Annotated in this window: 16 protein-coding genes; 13 read left to right on the top strand and 3 right to left on the bottom strand. The window is 49.9% G+C overall.

Annotated features, from left to right (window positions below; translation table 11 throughout):
* Positions 1-14: 14 nt before the first annotated feature.
* The 5 genes from GC097_RS23160 to GC097_RS23140 all read left to right on the top strand — a co-directional run bounded on the left by GC097_RS23160 (position 15) and on the right by GC097_RS23140 (position 4,247).
* Complete coding sequence (locus GC097_RS23160) at positions 15-1,046, top strand: HD-GYP domain-containing protein (RefSeq protein WP_171685675.1); 1,032 nt, start codon at positions 15-17, stop codon at positions 1,044-1,046.
* A gap of 91 nt (positions 1,047-1,137) precedes the next feature.
* A complete protein-coding gene (locus GC097_RS23155) occupies positions 1,138-1,347 on the top strand; it encodes a YneF family protein (protein WP_047687552.1) in 210 nt (69 codons plus the stop codon).
* A 135-nt stretch (positions 1,348-1,482) separates the two neighbouring features.
* Positions 1,483-2,061, top strand: a complete 579-nt coding sequence (locus GC097_RS23150; protein WP_171685674.1) for a TetR/AcrR family transcriptional regulator — start codon at positions 1,483-1,485, stop codon at positions 2,059-2,061.
* A 27-nt stretch (positions 2,062-2,088) separates the two neighbouring features.
* Positions 2,089-2,679 (top strand): GTP cyclohydrolase I FolE, encoded by a 591-nt coding sequence (gene folE / locus GC097_RS23145; RefSeq protein ID WP_171685673.1) that lies wholly within the window; start codon positions 2,089-2,091, stop codon positions 2,677-2,679.
* Positions 2,680-2,927: 248 nt separating this feature from the next.
* Positions 2,928-4,247 (top strand): deoxyguanosinetriphosphate triphosphohydrolase family protein, encoded by a 1,320-nt coding sequence (locus GC097_RS23140; protein WP_171685672.1) that lies wholly within the window; start codon positions 2,928-2,930, stop codon positions 4,245-4,247.
* Positions 4,248-4,320: 73 nt separating this feature from the next.
* Here GC097_RS23140 and GC097_RS23135 read toward each other — a convergent pair whose 3' ends face one another.
* Entirely contained in the window at positions 4,321-5,313 is a 993-nt protein-coding gene (locus GC097_RS23135) for an alpha/beta hydrolase (protein ID WP_171685671.1), read from the bottom strand.
* A 312-nt stretch (positions 5,314-5,625) separates the two neighbouring features.
* Here GC097_RS23135 and GC097_RS23130 point away from each other — a divergent pair, with 312 nt between their 5' ends.
* Together GC097_RS23130 and GC097_RS23125 are read left to right on the top strand one after the other, a co-directional pair.
* On the top strand, positions 5,626-6,369 hold the full coding sequence (locus GC097_RS23130) for an IclR family transcriptional regulator (RefSeq protein ID WP_171685670.1): 744 nt from the start codon (positions 5,626-5,628) through the stop codon (positions 6,367-6,369).
* A gap of 94 nt (positions 6,370-6,463) precedes the next feature.
* Entirely contained in the window at positions 6,464-7,354 is an 891-nt protein-coding gene (locus tag GC097_RS23125) for a cation diffusion facilitator family transporter (protein ID WP_171685669.1), read from the top strand.
* An 86-nt stretch (positions 7,355-7,440) separates the two neighbouring features.
* On the opposite strand, the gene sleB is transcribed toward GC097_RS23125, so the two are convergent.
* A complete protein-coding gene (gene sleB / locus GC097_RS23120; RefSeq protein ID WP_171685668.1) occupies positions 7,441-8,100 on the bottom strand; it encodes a spore cortex-lytic enzyme in 660 nt (219 codons plus the stop codon).
* Positions 8,101-8,285: 185 nt separating this feature from the next.
* Positions 8,286-11,000: an aconitate hydratase AcnA gene (gene acnA / locus GC097_RS23115; protein WP_171685667.1), complete on the bottom strand. Its 2,715-nt coding sequence runs from the start codon at positions 10,998-11,000 to the stop codon at positions 8,286-8,288.
* Between the two features lie 289 nt (positions 11,001-11,289).
* Here acnA and GC097_RS23110 point away from each other — a divergent pair, with 289 nt between their 5' ends.
* The 6 genes from GC097_RS23110 to fabI all read left to right on the top strand — a co-directional run bounded on the left by GC097_RS23110 (position 11,290) and on the right by fabI (position 16,707).
* Positions 11,290-12,309 carry an amidase domain-containing protein gene (locus GC097_RS23110; RefSeq protein WP_171685666.1) on the top strand — a complete coding sequence of 340 codons (1,020 nt, stop codon included), beginning with the start codon at positions 11,290-11,292 and terminating at the stop codon, positions 12,307-12,309.
* Between the two features lie 42 nt (positions 12,310-12,351).
* The gene (locus tag GC097_RS23105) at positions 12,352-13,494 is read left to right on the top strand and encodes a D-alanine--D-alanine ligase (protein ID WP_171685665.1); all 1,143 of its coding nucleotides are present in this window, start codon (positions 12,352-12,354) and stop codon (positions 13,492-13,494) included.
* Between the two features lie 6 nt (positions 13,495-13,500).
* Entirely contained in the window at positions 13,501-13,818 is a 318-nt protein-coding gene (locus GC097_RS23100; protein ID WP_171685664.1) for a hypothetical protein, read from the top strand.
* A 600-nt stretch (positions 13,819-14,418) separates the two neighbouring features.
* Positions 14,419-14,721 carry a hypothetical protein gene (locus GC097_RS23095; RefSeq protein ID WP_171685663.1) on the top strand — a complete coding sequence of 101 codons (303 nt, stop codon included), beginning with the start codon at positions 14,419-14,421 and terminating at the stop codon, positions 14,719-14,721.
* Positions 14,722-14,824: 103 nt separating this feature from the next.
* A complete protein-coding gene (gene uvsE / locus GC097_RS23090) occupies positions 14,825-15,835 on the top strand; it encodes a UV DNA damage repair endonuclease UvsE (protein WP_171685662.1) in 1,011 nt (336 codons plus the stop codon).
* 101 nt (positions 15,836-15,936) lie between these two features.
* Entirely contained in the window at positions 15,937-16,707 is a 771-nt protein-coding gene (gene fabI, locus GC097_RS23085) for an enoyl-ACP reductase FabI (RefSeq protein ID WP_171685661.1), read from the top strand.
* Positions 16,708-16,810: the final 103 nt, after the last annotated feature.

Genomic DNA, 16,810 nt, shown 5'->3' with positions numbered 1-16,810 from the left:
GTGGAGTGAATCCTATGAAATACGTACATTTGGATTCCGTTGAGTCGGGTCAATATTTGGGGCGCACGATATTTGCCAGCAATGGTTCTATTTTGCTTTCTGAAGGCGTGCAGTTAACGGTTTTCATGATCAATACGCTCAATCGCATCGGTGTCACGATGATCTACATCAAAGACCCGACCATGGAGGATGTGGAAATTCCGGAAATTATTTCGGATGAGACGAAACGTGTCGTCATGCAGCAAATGGGGCAAACCTTCGCCGCGATCCAATCGGGCAAGGAATTTAACTCTCGAGCCATGAGCATTTCGATCAACACTTTATTGGACGAGGTTATGAAAAACCGTGACGTGCTCGTCCAACTGACCGATATCCGGACGAAGGATAACGAGATGTACGTCCACGCGACGAACGTCTGCATGATGGCGGTGCTCATCGGAATTAATATGGAGTTCAATCCGACGCAATTGAAAGAGCTGGCCGTCGGTGCTCTGCTGCATGATGTGGGGAAAGTCGAGCTTACTTATGACGACGAGTCGTCCGACAGAAGGATGCACCATACATGGCGCGGATTCGAGCTTCTGAAGACCAAGCGTGAATTCAGCTTGCTCATCGCTCATGTCGCCTTCCAGCATCATGAAGCGTTAGACGGCGGGGGCATTCCCAGGGGCTTGACCAGCGACGAAATTCATATTTATGCCAAAATTACAGCAGTTGCGAATATGTACGACAACTTGCTTTTCGATACTTCCTTAGGGCGTCGGATGCTGCCGTATGAGGCTTGCGAGCATATGATGGCGCTGGCGGGAACGAAGCTGGACCGGGAGGTTTTGATTCATTTTCTGAAAACCGTCTCCATCTACCCCACAGGGGCTTCGGTTCGCTTATCGAACCGGGAAACCGGCGTCGTCGTCGGCCAGCACCGCGGGCTGCCAAGCCGTCCAATCGTAAGAATCGTCAAGCAGGATCAGGACGACAAGGAGCTTGATATCAAGGAGATAGATTTGGCTAAACATACGACGGTTTTCATTGAGCAGGTCCTTTGATTTCGTCGTAAAGTCATTTGTAAAGCCGTAAGCAGAAATGGTATGATAAGGCAAGCAATCTAACCAATTAACACTTGCAGGGGGCAACTTTATGTGGAGTTATCTTATTCCCATTCTCACTTTAATTGTGGGCTTAGTCGGCGGATTTTTTATCGGGGTATTTTATTTGAAAAGGCAGCTGGAATCTATGCAAAACAATCCGGAGATGCTGGCCAAAATGGCGAAACAAATGGGCTACAACATGAATAAGCAGCAGTTGAACAAAGCGCAGCAAATGATGAAGAACCAAAAGTGGAAATAAGACAAGGGTGAGATATCCCTTCAAAAGGGCTTTGCTGTCTTACCGTACAATCGGCGGGCAGCAGGAGCCCTTCCTATTATGGTCAGCGTTAGTAAAAGTAGGACATACCAGTACGATTCAGAGGGTGGCTAGTCGATGGCAAGCAACAAAGACCGAATCCTGGAGGCCGCGATGGATTTATTTCATGATCATGGCTACCAGGGGACGGGACTAGAGGACATTTTGTCGAGCAGCGGGGTATGTAAGAGCAATTTTTACTATCATTTTAAAAGCAAAGAAGAACTGGGATTAAAGGTCATTGAGCGCAAGGTCGATGAAATGCGGAAGTCTGTGATGGAGCCTAGTCTGGGCAATACTAAGCTATCGCCAAAGCAGCGTGTGCTGGCATTGTTTGAACGCATGTTAAGCTTTTGCGATGAGAACGAGTGTCGGAAGGGCTGTTTCTTCGGGAACTTGGCGCTGGAGCTTAGCGATAGCTCGGAGGAGCTGCGTAAGCCATTGAGCCGGTTTTTCACCGAGATGGAGACAGAGGTGGAAGCCTGCCTGCTTGAAGGCCGGAGGCAAGGGGAGCTGTCGCTTCAAGGACTGACCCCTGTGGAGCTGGCTGCACCGATCGTTTCGCTTTTGCAAGGCGGGATGCTGCTCACGAAAGCGCATAAAGACAGCAGAGCGATGAGGGAAGGCATCAAGGTATTGACAGTTTGCATGGGATAGCGGAAATGAAAGAGGAGTGTGGAGAAAATGGCATCTGTTGAATACAGAAATACGAGAGTAGCCGAAAACCGCGAGCAGATTGAAAAGCATGTGCGGGAAATTTTGCGATTGATCGGGGAGGATGTGGACAGAGAAGGTTTGCTGGACACACCTGCGCGCGTAACGCGTATGTATGAGGAAATTTTTTCGGGCTATGAGGCGAATCCCCAGGATGTTCTCGGCGTTACCTTTGACGAGCAGCACGAAGAACTGGTTATTATTAAAGATATTATTTACTACAGCCAGTGCGAGCATCATATGGCGCCATTTTTCGGTAAAGTGCATGTAGGCTACCTGCCAAGCGGTAAAGTTGCAGGGCTAAGCAAATTTGCCCGCCTAGTTGATGTGGTAACCCGTAAATTACAGGTGCAGGAGAGAATAACGTCCGAAATCGCCGACATTCTTGATGAGGTGCTGAAGCCGCACGGCGTCATGGTCGTTGTTGAGGGAGAACATATGTGCATGTGCTCCAGAGGCGTCAAAAAGTACGGCAGCGAGACGATTACATCAGCTGTGCGCGGTTCTTTCCGGACGGATTCGACGCTTCGTTCCGAATTTTTATCATTGATTAATAGGTAGAATAACGGCAAAGGGGTGTGCATAGGGACAATTGTCTTGTGCATCATCCCTTTTTTTTGTACGGAAACGTGTTTCATGACTTGTTGCCGAACAGGCGAGTATAGTATTCTTTTATAAATATATAGCACCGGGGTGACTAGCGTACATGCTATAGCATAAACTGATAACAGCAGGAAGAGGCTTAGAAACGGCTTATTGCTAGCTGTACAAATCCGGGAGTTGGCAAGAGTACCAGAGGAGGCAAGCTGATGAATAACATACGGAAATTTCGGCCCGGTGAGGCCGCTTCCTCTAAAGTGAGCGAAGAACGGGATGAATTTGAGCGGGATTACGCAAGACTGATCCAATCACCGACCTTTCGTCGGCTGCAGGGGAAGTCACAGGTGTTTGGAGCCGGTTCCGGCGATTATTACCGGACGCGGCTGACCCATTCGTTAGAGGTCGCCCAGATTGCCAGGGAAGTAGCGAAACGTTTGGAACGGACGAACCCTTTTTTACAAAAAAGAGAGCATCCGGGTCTCATTATTGACCCTACCGTTGTCGAGTGTGCGTCCATTGCGCACGACTTCGGCCACCCGCCGTTCGGCCACAAAGGGGAAGAGGTGCTAAACCATATCCTGCTGAAGGATCATGGCTTGAAATATGAGGGCAACGCCCAAAATTTCCGCATCCTCATGTTCCTCGAGAAACGGGCAGGCAGTGAGAGCGGACTGGATCTTACCGCGGCGGTCTTGCTGGGCATCAATAAGTATCCGTATTTGCTCGAGGAAGAAGGCCGGCTCAAGGGGGTATACGCCTCTGAGTGGGAAATCATCCGCGAGCTGCGGAGGGAGTGGAACATGCCGGAGGGGTGCTCCACGTTAGAGGCGCAATTGATGGATTTATGCGATGATATCGCGTACTCGACGCATGATATTGAAGACGGGATTCGCGCCGGCAAAATCCAGATGAACGCTACGTTCTTCGAAGATCAAAGGCTGATCCGTCATGTGGTCATGGAAATTTTGAATGATCCCAACAAGCATAAATTCGGCTGGGAGCAAATCGATATCGAGCAAATGGTCAGGAAGGTGCTGGCCGACTACTTGGAGCAGTGGCAGCAGATTTTCGCCGAATGCAACCGGGAGGAATCGCGGACGCGAAGGGAGATGAAAGCCCGCTGGGTAAGCTCTTTTGCAAGCCGTTTGGACATTCTGGACGACCCTGTACGAGGTTGGAAAAAGGTTGCGCTCGTGAAAGACGGAGCGGAGGATATGAATCTGCTGCGGACGATGGAAATTCTGAAGAAACTGGCGTGGGTCACGCTGATTAAGGATTTTCGAGTGCTTCGTCTGCAGAAACGCAGCGAGATCATCGTAGAGCGCCTCTGGGAAAGCTTTATCGATCAAGACAGAGGAATGTGGATCATACCTCCCGATTGGATCGATAGCTACGAGCGCCGCAGGGGCAGCTGGAGCTGGCCGCGGTTCGTTGCGGACTATATCTCCGGCATGACGGATGCGTACGCGGAGAAAGTCTATGCGGAGCTGTTTGCGAGCAAGTCCGGCTCGATTTATGAGATGGATTAGATGCGAATATCCCCCGCAAAAAAATATCGACCCCGCAAGGGGTCGATTTTATAGGGAGGAGGGAATACCTGAATCAGTTTGCAGCCACAGCCTTCGGTGTCAGGCCGTTAAGGAAGCTCAGCGTAGTGCGCACGTACTTTTTGGGTTCTGCGCGATATAACAGCTCATGCTGCGCTTTAGGAATGATCCAAAGCTTCGACTGGGCATCATTCTGCACTTTATAAATGTCCTCAACCATTTCATAAGGAGCCTTGGAATCCTCTGTCCCATGAATGAAATAAATGGGCATGGAATAAGCGGTCGAAGTTACCTTCTTATATGGAACCTCGTGCAAGCTCACCCCGTTCAGAAGAGGGAAAAATAAACGAACGAGCGGGAGAGAAGGGAATTTCGGGACATTTACAACTTGCTTCATATTGTGATAGAGCGTATCTGGATTGAGCATAAACGTGCTGTCCAGAATCATCCCCGAGATATCAGTACCATTTTGAAGTGCGGCTTGAAGGGCAGTTCCTGCACCCATGGAGAATCCCCAGATATAGATCGGACCGCCGGTTAAATGTTTAATGTAATTAACGGCTCCGAGCAGCTCCTGCGATTCTTGGATACCTCCGGTCATAACATGTTCGTTGCCGGGATGAACATACCCGTAGTCAAACATCAGTACATTGTAGTTCTGCAAGTGAAGCTCGCGGGCCAGATTATAAATCGGGACCCACAACTCTTCGCGATTGCCGCCGTAACCGTGAGAGAATATGACGGTTTTGTCGGAAGGAGCAGGGATGAACCAACCGTCCAAATTCGAAGTGCCGTTGATACTTGGAAACGTAACGCTGCTGTAGGGAAGGCCTACCGCCCTCATCGGATCCGAATGAAGCGGGTCAATATGAGGCCGTGCCAACGTCCAGGCAATATAGGCGTGAAAGCCCAGCAGGAGAGAAGTGCATAGCGTTAGGAATGAGATCAGGATGGTGAGAACCAGCCTTCTTTTGCGTACAATCGGACGGGTAACGACTTGATCGAGCGTTGGTTGAAGTGAGCCTGGGGATAGTGATGTGGTTGACATCGCAGTACCCTCCCTCCATAGAAAGTAGTGTGTTCAAATAGGCTGCTCTGAGATGTTATAGGGAGAAAGGAAATATTATCTAAATTTTCAGATAAGTAATCTATTATCTTAATAGTATTCTGAATGCGCTTTCAAGTCAATGCAGATGCGGCAATTGTAAAGCCTTTGTAACCGTTCTGTAACAATAGAAGAAACAGATGTTTGACCTTTACGCATCGTGGGAGTTTGGTTATACTAGATATAACTGGGTTTCATATAGTGAAACAATTTGATGCTTCCGCAGGCATAGCGACAATGAAAGTGGTGTTAGTCATGGAAGATAACAAGCTGACGGTGCGAGCAGTGGAACGTGCCTTAGATATTATGCTCTGTTTTACCGAATCGACCGAGCTGACGTTGACTGAAATTGCAAGTCGTGTGGAATTACATAAAAGCACCGTACATCGCCTCTTGGCCTCTTTGGAGGGCAAGGGCTTCATTATGCGCGATGCGGCCACAGATAAATACAGACTGGGCTACCGGCTTTGGGAGCTATCGGCGAATCTCTCCCAAGAGGGCGACCCCGGCATCATCCTGCTGCCGGAAATGGAACGACTGCGCGATCTCCTCGGCGAGACGATCTCGCTGTACGTGCAGGACGGCATGGAGCGCATCCGCATCCAAGCCGTGCAGAGCAACCACGCCATTCGCCGCGTTGCCCCTGTAGGGGCGCGAATGCCGCTTTACGTCGGCGCCTCGAGCAAGGTGCTCGTCGCCTTCGCTGAGCCTGCCGTGCAGCAGCAGCTTCTGGCTTCGGCCGACTGGCCGGCTGCATTGGATCAGCAGGCGTACCTGCAGCAGCTCAGCGATACCAAACGCGCCGGCTTCGCCACGAGCGTGGAAGAGCGCGAGCCCGGTGCGGCGGCCGTCTCCGCACCGATTATAGACCGCGGGGGCCGGCTTGTAGCCGCCCTCGCCGTATCAGGCCCAGCGAACAGGCTTACGCTGGAGCTGATGCAAGAGCAGGCGCCGCTCATTATGGAAGCGGCGCGGCGCATGGGAACGATGCTGCGCTAGCGCATCGTCTTGCAATCCCCTATCCTCGGTTTCAGGATAGGGGATTTTTTGCTTCTAGGAAGCCATACTAGAAGAGGGAAAGGAAGTGGCAAGCATGAAGAAGACAGCCTCGATGCTGGCGATCTGGATCAGCCTTGCCAGCAATATCGTGCTGACCGCCATCAAAATTGCCGTCGGTCTTCTATCGGGCAGCCAAGTGCTCATCGCCGACGGTATTCATAACGCGGGCGATGTGATCGCGACAGCGACAGCTTATAGCGCCATGCGCGTATCCTCGAAACCGGCGGACAGCGATCATCCGTACGGGCATGGCAAGGCCGAGGTGCTTGGCGCCTTCATCGTTGCAATCATTTTAGGCGCAGCAGCCATTTATATGGGGTATCATTCTATCCACGCGCTATTTGAGCCTCCGGGCCATGCGGCTCTCATTGCTTTTGTGGCGGCGGTCATTTCGTTAATCTGGAAGCAAATTCTCTATGTCTACACGATGCGCATCGGACGCAAACTCAACAGTAAAGGCTTGATAGCAACAGCCTTTGATCATTTGGCAGACGTTTATGCGTCTATCGCAGCCTCGGTCGGTATCGGTCTAGCCTTAATCGGGGACCATTACAACTTTGGAATTTTGGCCTATGGAGATCCTATAGCGGGAATCATCGTTTCATTTCTGGTGCTGAAGCTTGCCTATGAAATGGGCCGAGAATCGTTCGATGTTCTGATGGAAAGAAGTGTAAACGAGGTGCAGATTGAACAATACGCGGCATTGATCCGTTCTGTACCTGAAATCAAGCGGATTGACCGCTTGCGGGCTCGGGAGCATGGACACTATATTCTAGTCGACGCCAGGCTGGGTGTGCCCGGAACCCTCACCATCCAGGAAGGTCATGACATTATCCGCCGCATTAAGCATAAAATCCAATCCGCCCATAACGATGTGGACGAGGTCTTGGTGCATTTGAATCCTTGGTACAAGGAGTCCAATTAACTTATTTCATTGCATGTAAAAAAACACCTCTTCACGAGGCGGCTCCAACGAAGGAGCAGCTGTGTGAGAGGTGTTTCTTTTGTGTCTTACTTGGCAAAAATATGATTGCCGATCTTAACCGTTTGCGGTCGCGACCAAATCCACTTGCTTGTTGCTGTTGCCGGATTGAAGTAATAAAGAGCACCACCGCTTGGATCCCAGCCGCGCACAGCATCCTGTGCAGCTTGGTAGGCTGTGCTGTCCGGCGTCAACCAGTATTGCCCGTCAGACACTGCGGTGAAAGCCCCTGGTTCAAATACAATCCCTTCGATCGTATTCGGGAACTCACTTGATTTCAAGCGATTCATGACTACTGCTCCAACGGCAACTTGTCCTGTATAGGACTCGCCCCGCGCCTCGCTGTAGATGACTTTCGCCAGTATATCAAGGTCCGTTTGATTAACCGAATACTTACGTAAGCTTTGCCACGTATTTGCACCAACAATGCCATCAATCGTTAAGCCATAATTATATTGAAAATTACGCACAGCTGCGGCGGTTACTGGACCGTACACGCCATCTACCGGCTGCTGGTAATAGCCTAACATTTTAAGACGGAACTGAGCATCCCAGACGTCTCCGTTTTGAGAACCTGCCTGCAAAGTAGCCGATGCGGCAGAAGTTGGTTGGCTCCATGCGCTTACAGATAGACCTAGACCAATCGAAGCGATCAGCATGACTAGGACGAGCCGTTTTAATGAGTTCATCTTCATCTCCCCTTTCGCTGTTATCCATTATAGGCGGGGAGGAAGGCGGGCTCAACCCGCAGTTATTACCAATGGAGTGCAATTCCATGGGGCTCTAAGGATGAAGCCGCCTCAAAAAACACAAAAAATCCGAGAAAGCCACATGGCAATCCCGGATTTTTTCATTGTTATGATGGGAAATGAGATTAGTTTTTCTCAGCCAAGATTTGGCGAAGAACGGTTTGCAGAATACCGCCATTACGGTAGTAGTCCACATCAACCAAGCTGTCCAGACGCACCAGGGCGCTGAATTCGAAGCTTGTGCCGTCTTCGCGAGTCGCTGTTACTTTCACAGTCGAACCCGGTTGAACGTCGTTGCTCAAACCTGTGATGTCGAATGTCTCGCGGCCTGTAATGCCGAGGGACTTCCAGCTCTCGCCGTTCACGAATTGCAGCGGCAGTACGCCCATACCGACCAAGTTACTGCGGTGGATACGTTCGAAGCTTTCTGCGATAACCGCTTTGACGCCAAGTAGGAACGTACCTTTTGCTGCCCAGTCACGGGAGCTTCCAGTTCCGTACTCTTTACCCGCGATAACGACGAGGTTTTGGCCGTTTTCTTGATATTTCATGGATGCATCGTAGATGGACTCAACTTCGCCAGTTGGTAGGTAAGTGGTTACGCCGCCTTCTGTTCCTGGTGCCACTTGGTTACGAATACGGATGTTCGCGAACGTTCCGCGCATCATCACTTCGTGGTTACCACGACGGGAACCGTAGGAGTTGAAGTCTTCTCTTTTTACACCATGGTCGATCAGGTATTGACCAGCCGGGCTGTCAACTTTGATGTTACCTGCAGGGGAGATGTGATCCGTTGTAACGGAATCGCCCATGAGCGCAAGTGTTTTCGCAGCTTTGATGTCTGCGATATCATCAAGCACAGTACCGAGATCTGTGAAGAAAGGAGGCTCTTGGATGTACGTGGAGTTCGTGTCGAACTCGTACAGGTCGCCTTCTGGAATCGCGATTTGGTTGAAACGCTCGTTCGCGCGGAATACGTTGCTGTATTTGTCGCGGAACATGTCTGCGCTCATCGCGGAGTTCAACGCGTCTTGAATCTCTTGGTTTGTAGGCCAGATGTCTTTCAGGTAAACTGGTTGGTTGTTTTGGTCGTAACCGATTGGATCGTTCGCCAAATCAATGTCCACTGTACCTGCAAGTGCGTAAGCCACAACAAGTGGAGGTGAGCCCAGGTAGTTCGCTTTGACTTGCGCGTGTACGCGGCCTTCAAAGTTACGGTTACCGGAGATCACAGCCGCAACTGTCATGTCGTTGTCTGCGATCGCTTTGCTGACTTCGTCAGGAAGCGGACCGGAGTTACCGATACAAGTTGCGCAGCCATAACCTGCAACGTGGAAGCCAAGCGCTTCAAGGGAAGGCAGGAGGCCTGCTTTTTGCAGATACTCAGTAACAACCAGGGAACCAGGCGTCAGGGAGCTTTTCACGTAAGCCGGTTTTTTCAAGCCGCGCTCAACCGCTTTTTTCGCTACCAGACCGGCACCGACCATTACGCTAGGGTTGGATGTGTTCGTACAGGAAGTGATCGCTGCAATTACGACAGCACCAGTACCCATTTTAACGGTTTCGTTCGGGTAAACCACATCGACAACTTCAGCTACTTTCTCTTCGGAGAGGCCGTAGCCGCCTTTTTCGATTGGCTGACGAATGATGTTGTTGAAGGATTCTTTCATGTTCGTCAGTTCAACGCGGTCTTGCGGACGTTTAGGACCAGCCAAGCTTGGTACTACGGAGCTCAGATCGAGCTCGAGCACTTCTGTAAACACAGGATCCGGCGTGCTGTCCGTACGGAACATGCCTTGTGCTTTATAGTAAGCTTCAACCAGCGCGATTTGGTCTTCTTCGCGGCCAGTGGAACGCAGGTAGTTCAATGTTTCGTTATCTACTGGGAAGAACCCGATTGTTGCGCCATACTCAGGAGCCATGTTCGCTACAGTTGCACGGTCAGCCAGGGAAATGTTGCTCAGACCAGGACCGAAGAACTCAACGAATTTACCTACAACGCCTTTTTTACGCAAAATTTGTGTAACGGTTAGAGCCAAGTCAGTTGCTGTAGCGCCTTCTGCCAATTGGCCTGTCAATTTGAAACCGACAACGTCCGGAGCTACGAAGTAAAGCGGTTGTCCAAGCATACCGGCTTCAGCTTCAATACCGCCGACACCCCAACCTACAACGCCAAGACCGTTGATCATTGTTGTATGGGAGTCTGTTCCTACGAGGGAATCCGGGTAAACAACCGTTTCGCCATCGATAGTTCTTGTAGCTGCAACAGAAGCAAGGTACTCCAAGTTAACTTGGTGAACGATACCTGTTGAAGGCGGAACCGCACGGAAGTTATCGAATGCTGTTTGCGCCCAGCGAAGGAAACGGTAACGCTCTTCGTTTCTTTCGAATTCTAAGTTAATGTTCATTTCAAGCGCATCCGGGGAACCGAAAGCGTCAACCATGACAGAGTGGTCGATTACGAGATCTACAGGAACAAGCGGGTTGATCCGTTTTGGATCTCCACCTTCACGAGCCATCGTCGCACGCATTGCCGCAAGGTCAACGACGACAGGTACACCCGTGAAATCCTGAAGAACGATACGAGCTGGAATAAAAGGAATTTCTTTGTTATCGTCACGGCCTTCAGCCCAGCCGGCGATTTGTTTCACGTGTTCGCTTGTAATTGCACGACCGTCGAATTGACGGATAGCGGCTTCAAGCAAAACGCGAATGGAAACAGGAAGGTTGCTTACAGTACCGTGACCTTGGTTTTCAAAGTCAGGAAGACTGTAGTATTGGAACGAATTTGTTCCGACAGTTAACTGCTTACGCACAGAAAAAGTGTCCTTGTTGGACATAGGTTATTCCTCCTTTAATATCTTCATCCATTGGTTTCATCTAATGAAACTCAATTTCATTAATCCCCTACTTCAAGTATAGCGTTTCGCTGTGTATGAGTAAAGATTTATTTCAATCATTTTTGCCGTACAAATGTCATATATTGAATCAATTCAAAGCAAATCGGGCTCGTCCTAAGATGACAGTTATTTTGCCGCAAAAACGTTCTTTCCATAAATAAAGTTTCAACCGAGCAAGAAATCGCTCACCTGACTTTCTCAGCCAAAACTTTTTAGGAGGGTAACCCCGATGTCCTGGAAAACAGCGCTCTATAATTACGTCCACGCCAAAAATCAGTCAGAGCTTGAAGGCTCTGCAGCTCCAATGGAAGCTTATGTTTCAGACAGCGCTTATGTAAGCCGACAGGATGTGAGGGTACGCAGGCTCCTGGAAAGCTTTCGCGATCGCGATGCCCAGCTGCTGCGCGGGGAGACGAAACTGCGTCTCGCCGGTGTCAGAGAAGCAGCGCAAGGGATTATTGTGGATGTTAAGCTGCACCGCTTCATACACTACCGGATCGGTTCCGCCACCCATGTGGAGGAGCGCATTGAGCCTGAACGAATCCTCATTGACAGCACAGCGAACCGCTGGCAGGTGAGAAGCTCAGAGTCCCTTCATGGGGAGAAATCGTCTCCGAACATGCATCGGGGCGTCTTTTTCTCTGAGCAGGAAGGTTTTGAGGAAGGTGTGCGCAGAGCGCCGTCGCTTCCTTATATCAACCATAGTATACTCAACAGCGGAGCTCAGGAATTCGTTCCGCGCAAAATCATTTATAATCGCGCCAAAGCCGTCCAATATGCGGAAACGTGGTGGCAGACGCCGAACCCGAAGTATGAGGAATTCAAAGTGGATTGCACCAGTTATGTATCGCAATGCCTCTTTGCAGGCGGGGCTCCAATGGACTATACTGGGAAAAGGGATCTAGGCTGGTGGTACGCGGGCAGAAGAGGCCATCAAGAGCTGTGGAGCTTCTCCTGGGCAGTTGCCAATAGCTTGCAATCCTTCCTTGCGCACAGTCGTAAAGGGTTGCACGGACATATCGTTCAAGACCCGAGAGAACTTCAACCGGGAGACACCATCAGTTATGACTGGGACGGCGACGGCCGTTATCAGCATAATGTTGTTGTGACGGGCAAAGATGCCAACGGCATGCCGCTCGTCAATGCACACACGTATAATAGCCGCAATCGCTATTGGGCTTATAAAGATTCACCTGCTTGGACGGGGCGGACCAGATACGCATTCGTTCGAATTGCTGACGAAATGTGACAGGTATTTTGAAGGAAAAGAACGACTAGACGGAGGTACGCAATGAGCGGCAAAATAAGAGTTGGACTAATTTATGGAGGGAAATCAGGAGAGCATGACGTGTCCTTGCAAACAGCAATGGCCGTTATGAAAGCCGTAGACTTCACCAAGTATGAAGTTGTGCCGTTTTACATCTCCAAGAAAGGGGAATGGAAAAGCGGTGCGCCTCTATTGGCTCCTATTGCATCAAAAGAGGTATTGACGTTCAACAGCGTTGACTCCGCACATGCACCTGTTTCAAATGCTTTAGCGCCTATTTTTGGAGCGGTTCAACCGAAAGGCGATGTAACTCTCGCTTCCGCCGCTGCGGCTGGAACGAAGGACGGCATTGATGTCATTTTCCCGCTTTTACACGGTACGTTTGGCGAAGACGGAACCATTCAAGGCTTGCTGGAAATGGCGAATGTCCCCTATGTAGGAGCAGGTGTACTGGCTTCTGCCGTGGGCATGGATAAAGTCATGATGAAAAAAATATTTGCGCAAGAAGGACTTCCGCAATGTATTTTCCGCCACTTCACCCGGACAGAATGGGAAAAGAATCGCGCTTATCACCTCGTGGAGCTCGAAACGGCCATTGGCTACCCGTGTTTCGTGAAGCCGGCTAATTTAGGTTCCAGCGTTGGTATTTCCAAAGCAAGGAACCAGGCGGAGTTGATTCAGGCGGTTAATTTTGCCTTCCAATATGACCGTAAAGTCATTGTGGAAGAAAATATCGATGCCCGTGAGATTGAAGTTGCGGTACTCGGAAATGATGAGCCTCAAGCGTCTGTTGTGGGTGAAATTGTTTCCTCGAACGAATTTTACGATTATAAGGCCAAATATGTCGACGGCAAATCCGCGATGGTGATCCCGGCCGATATTCCGGCTGAAACCGCTGAGCAGGTCAGACAGCTCGCGCTTCAAGCCTTCTTGGCTGTGGATGGCAGCGGCTTGTCCCGCGTGGACTTTTTCCTCGGTAAGGCCGATCAAAAGATCTATATCAACGAAATCAACACGATGCCTGGCTTCACGCCTTACAGCATGTACCCATTGCTGTGGCAAGAATCCGGCAAGCCATACGCAGAGCTGCTGGATGATCTCATTCGTCTGGCAATAGAACGGCATACAGCGAAGCAAAGTATCCAATATTCTTTTGATGTGGAGTAGATGCTAATGGGATTCCAAACGGAGTTTAATTCGGTCTGTAAATTTAAGTCCTCGCAGGAGCTTTTCGAGCTTCTGGAATATGGCCGCGGCAAAATGGTGAAAAGCGGCTTCCGCGTCTTCCCGACAGGGCAGAAGGTTATTGCGTATACGCCAGATAATGAAGCGATCGCCATCGTCAAAATCGTCGCTTCCATCGCGGAGATCAATTTCCAAGGCGAAGAAGTGACGCAAGTGGAGATGGAACTGGTACGCCGTTTGACGGAGGAAGAGGCGAGTGTTCAGACGAAGCTTGCTTATGAGATGTTTTTTGGCGAGCAAGTGTAATTGGCAGGTAAAGGGAGACAGGTAAAGGGAGACATCATCCGGTGAGGACGGTGTCTTTTTTCTGTCTATAGGTGGGCTCCTGAGCCAACTGGGTTTTGCTTGGTTGTATTTTGTGCAATTTGGAAGCGGTTTGCACTTCGCAAACGCAATCTTCATTGCAAAAAGTGCAATCATTTTGGCGCCGTTGGTGCGAGAACGGCGGTTTTTGGCCCAATTTGTTGTACAAAGTACAACATAGGGGAGGGCTGGGCACGAATTGCAGCCATAATGTTGTACAAAGTACAACGTAGGGATGTCAATTGTACAGCAAGACCGGTAAGCACTTTGCATTAGAGGTCTTGCCCGGTTTTTGGTTTGGTGAGAAGTGCGAAGGCAGCGAGAATAATTGTTCATTGCATCAGTTCCAGGTTCCAGATTCCACACATTCCACCCCATCCAATCTCTCCTACCGCGCCGCAAACGTATCACACAGCACAGAAAGCGACCTCGCGTCCAATCCTCGGTCATGTCCTTCTACGGCAAACGGTACTATATGAAATTAGTACTTATTCTCCTCAATCCCCACAGCTACAATGTAGTTAGCAATCTTGCAACGAAGGGATGAGTAGGATGAAATTTACCGCCTATTGGCTTTTTAATATCGTGCTCGGTATACCGACACCGTTTGTGCTGATCTTTATGATATTCGGTTTCTACGGCTTCATGGCTCCCTCATCGATCAATGACAAGTACATGGCTGCCGGATCGCTGCTCGTGTACCTTCTTATCTGGCTGTTTGGCAATTTGCTGATCCTGCGGAAAGAAGACCGGGCCACCAGGATTGGCATGCTTGCGCTGAGTCCATTGCCTATTGCAATAGCCGCTTTTTGCAGCTTCAAAATAATAGCTACGGTTTCGTCCTAATAACGCTCTGCCAGGCGGAAACGGCTAAAAAATGAATGTGCCGAATGGCCTGCGGGTAACCTAAGTCGGGATTATACCTTAATTTCTTGGGGGTTACACATGCATGATTATTCGCCTTGGGTATGTGGCGATGTCGACCGTAGTCAAGAACGCCTCGCCGTCCAAAACAATGACCGCCACGAGATTCAGTAAACTGTTGGATCGAGAAGCTGCTATCCGGAAGCTGGAACGCCTTGGGGCGGAAAATTTGCATAATACATTGCGATTGCTGCGCCATAACCGGGCCCACGATATCATGGTTTTCCGCTTTTCCTCCAGATTCATCCCCCTCATCGGGCATGAGATGCTGGGCGATTGGAATCCCATTCCGACGCTATCGGCTGAATTCGAAGAGCTAGGCACCTACGCTAAGCAGGCAGGCATGCGCGTCAGCTTTCATCCCGATCACTTTACCGTTCTGAGTACGCCTAAAGCAGACGTTCTGCAGAAATCCATTCTGGATCTGGAGCGGCATAACGCGATGCTGAACGCAATGGGGCTTGGCTCGGAAGCGAGATGCAACATCCATGTAGGCGGTTCCTATGGGGATAAGAACAAAGCGGCAAAACGGTTTGTTCATAACTTTTCCACGTTGCGACCCGAAATTCAAAGGCGGATTACCTTAGAAAACGACGACAAAACATTCAACGCGCTGGAGACGCTGAACATCGCTGAAACAGTAGGGATTCCAATGGTTCTGGACGTTCATCATCACGCGGTGAATAACGAGGGCGAAGATGCTGCGGCGTTATGGCCGCGTATCCAACAAACGTGGCTAAACCCTGCCTCGCAGCAACAACAACAGCCACAGCAAGAGAGTCAGCAGCCCGACGAGGCGCTTCCGCCCAAAATTCACGTTTCAAGCCCCAAAAGCGAGACCGACCCGAGAAGTCATGCCGATTACGTGGAGGCAGGCCCTCTTCTTGCTTTTCTTCGAGCCATAGCCCCTGTTACCCCAAGGCTTGATATTATGATTGAAGCGAAGATGAAGGATGAGGCGTTATTTCGTCTGATGGAGGATTTTAAGCTACAAGAGGGTGTAACGGTGCTCGATCAAGCTTCTGTCCGGCTATAACGATTCATATTTATTCCTTGAAATGTTTGGCAAAATGGGGTACTTTGGAGAGTGGGTATGAATGACGCATAATCCATTGTTGAGAGGGGTTTTTAACGACCATGAGTCAACTATTAACAGGAAAAAATATACTGGTCATGGGTGTTGCCAATGATCGCAGCATCGCGTGGGCAATTGCACAATCTTTAGCGGCGCAAGGAGCGAATTTAGTATTTACGTTTGAAAATGAACGAGTCGAGGAACGTGTTCGTAAACTTGCCGACACCATTCCAGGTTCAACGCTTATGCCTTGTAACGTAACGGTAGATGCTGAAATCGATACGTTGGCTGAGACGCTCAAAACGAAACTCGGTGTCGTTCATGGCCTTGTACATAGTATTGCTTTTGCCAGAACGGAAGAGTTGGACGGACTGTTCGTTGACACATCGCGTGACGGCTTTGCCTTAGCGCATGACATCAGCGCTTACTCGCTTGTTGCGGTTTCCAAACGTATTTATCCGCTAATGACGGAAGGCGGCAGCATCATGACCATGACGTACCTTGGCGCTGAGCGCGCAATGAAAAACTACAACGTCATGGGCGTGGCCAAAGCTGCGTTGGAAGCATCCGTACGCTATCTGGCGGCTGACCTCGGCCAATTTGGCATTCGCGTAAACGGTATTTCCGCCGGACCGATCCGTACCTTGGCTGCCAAAGGCATCAAGGATTTCAACTCGATCCTGCGTCAAGTCGAAGAGAAGGCACCGCTGCGCAAAACAACCGAAACTGCTGAAGTGGGCGACACAGCGATGTTCTTGATGAGCAACCTGTCCCGCGGCATCACGGGAGAAGTCATTTATGTTGACGGCGGTTATCATATCGTTGGAATTTAAGGGAAGAATCCATATTTGATACGAATTATTTATCCGTATTGCCTACTCGGCAGTGCGGATTTTTTATTGGTTGATAGTCAAAAATATCTTTATTGTTTTTAAT

Origin of the sequence: Paenibacillus planticolens (assembly GCF_013141725.1) — a bacterium.
GTDB classification, from domain to species: domain Bacteria; phylum Bacillota; class Bacilli; order Paenibacillales; family NBRC-103111; genus Paenibacillus_E; species Paenibacillus_E planticolens.
Note: the sequence above shows the minus strand (reverse complement) of the source record. Positions and strands in the feature narration are given on the sequence as shown.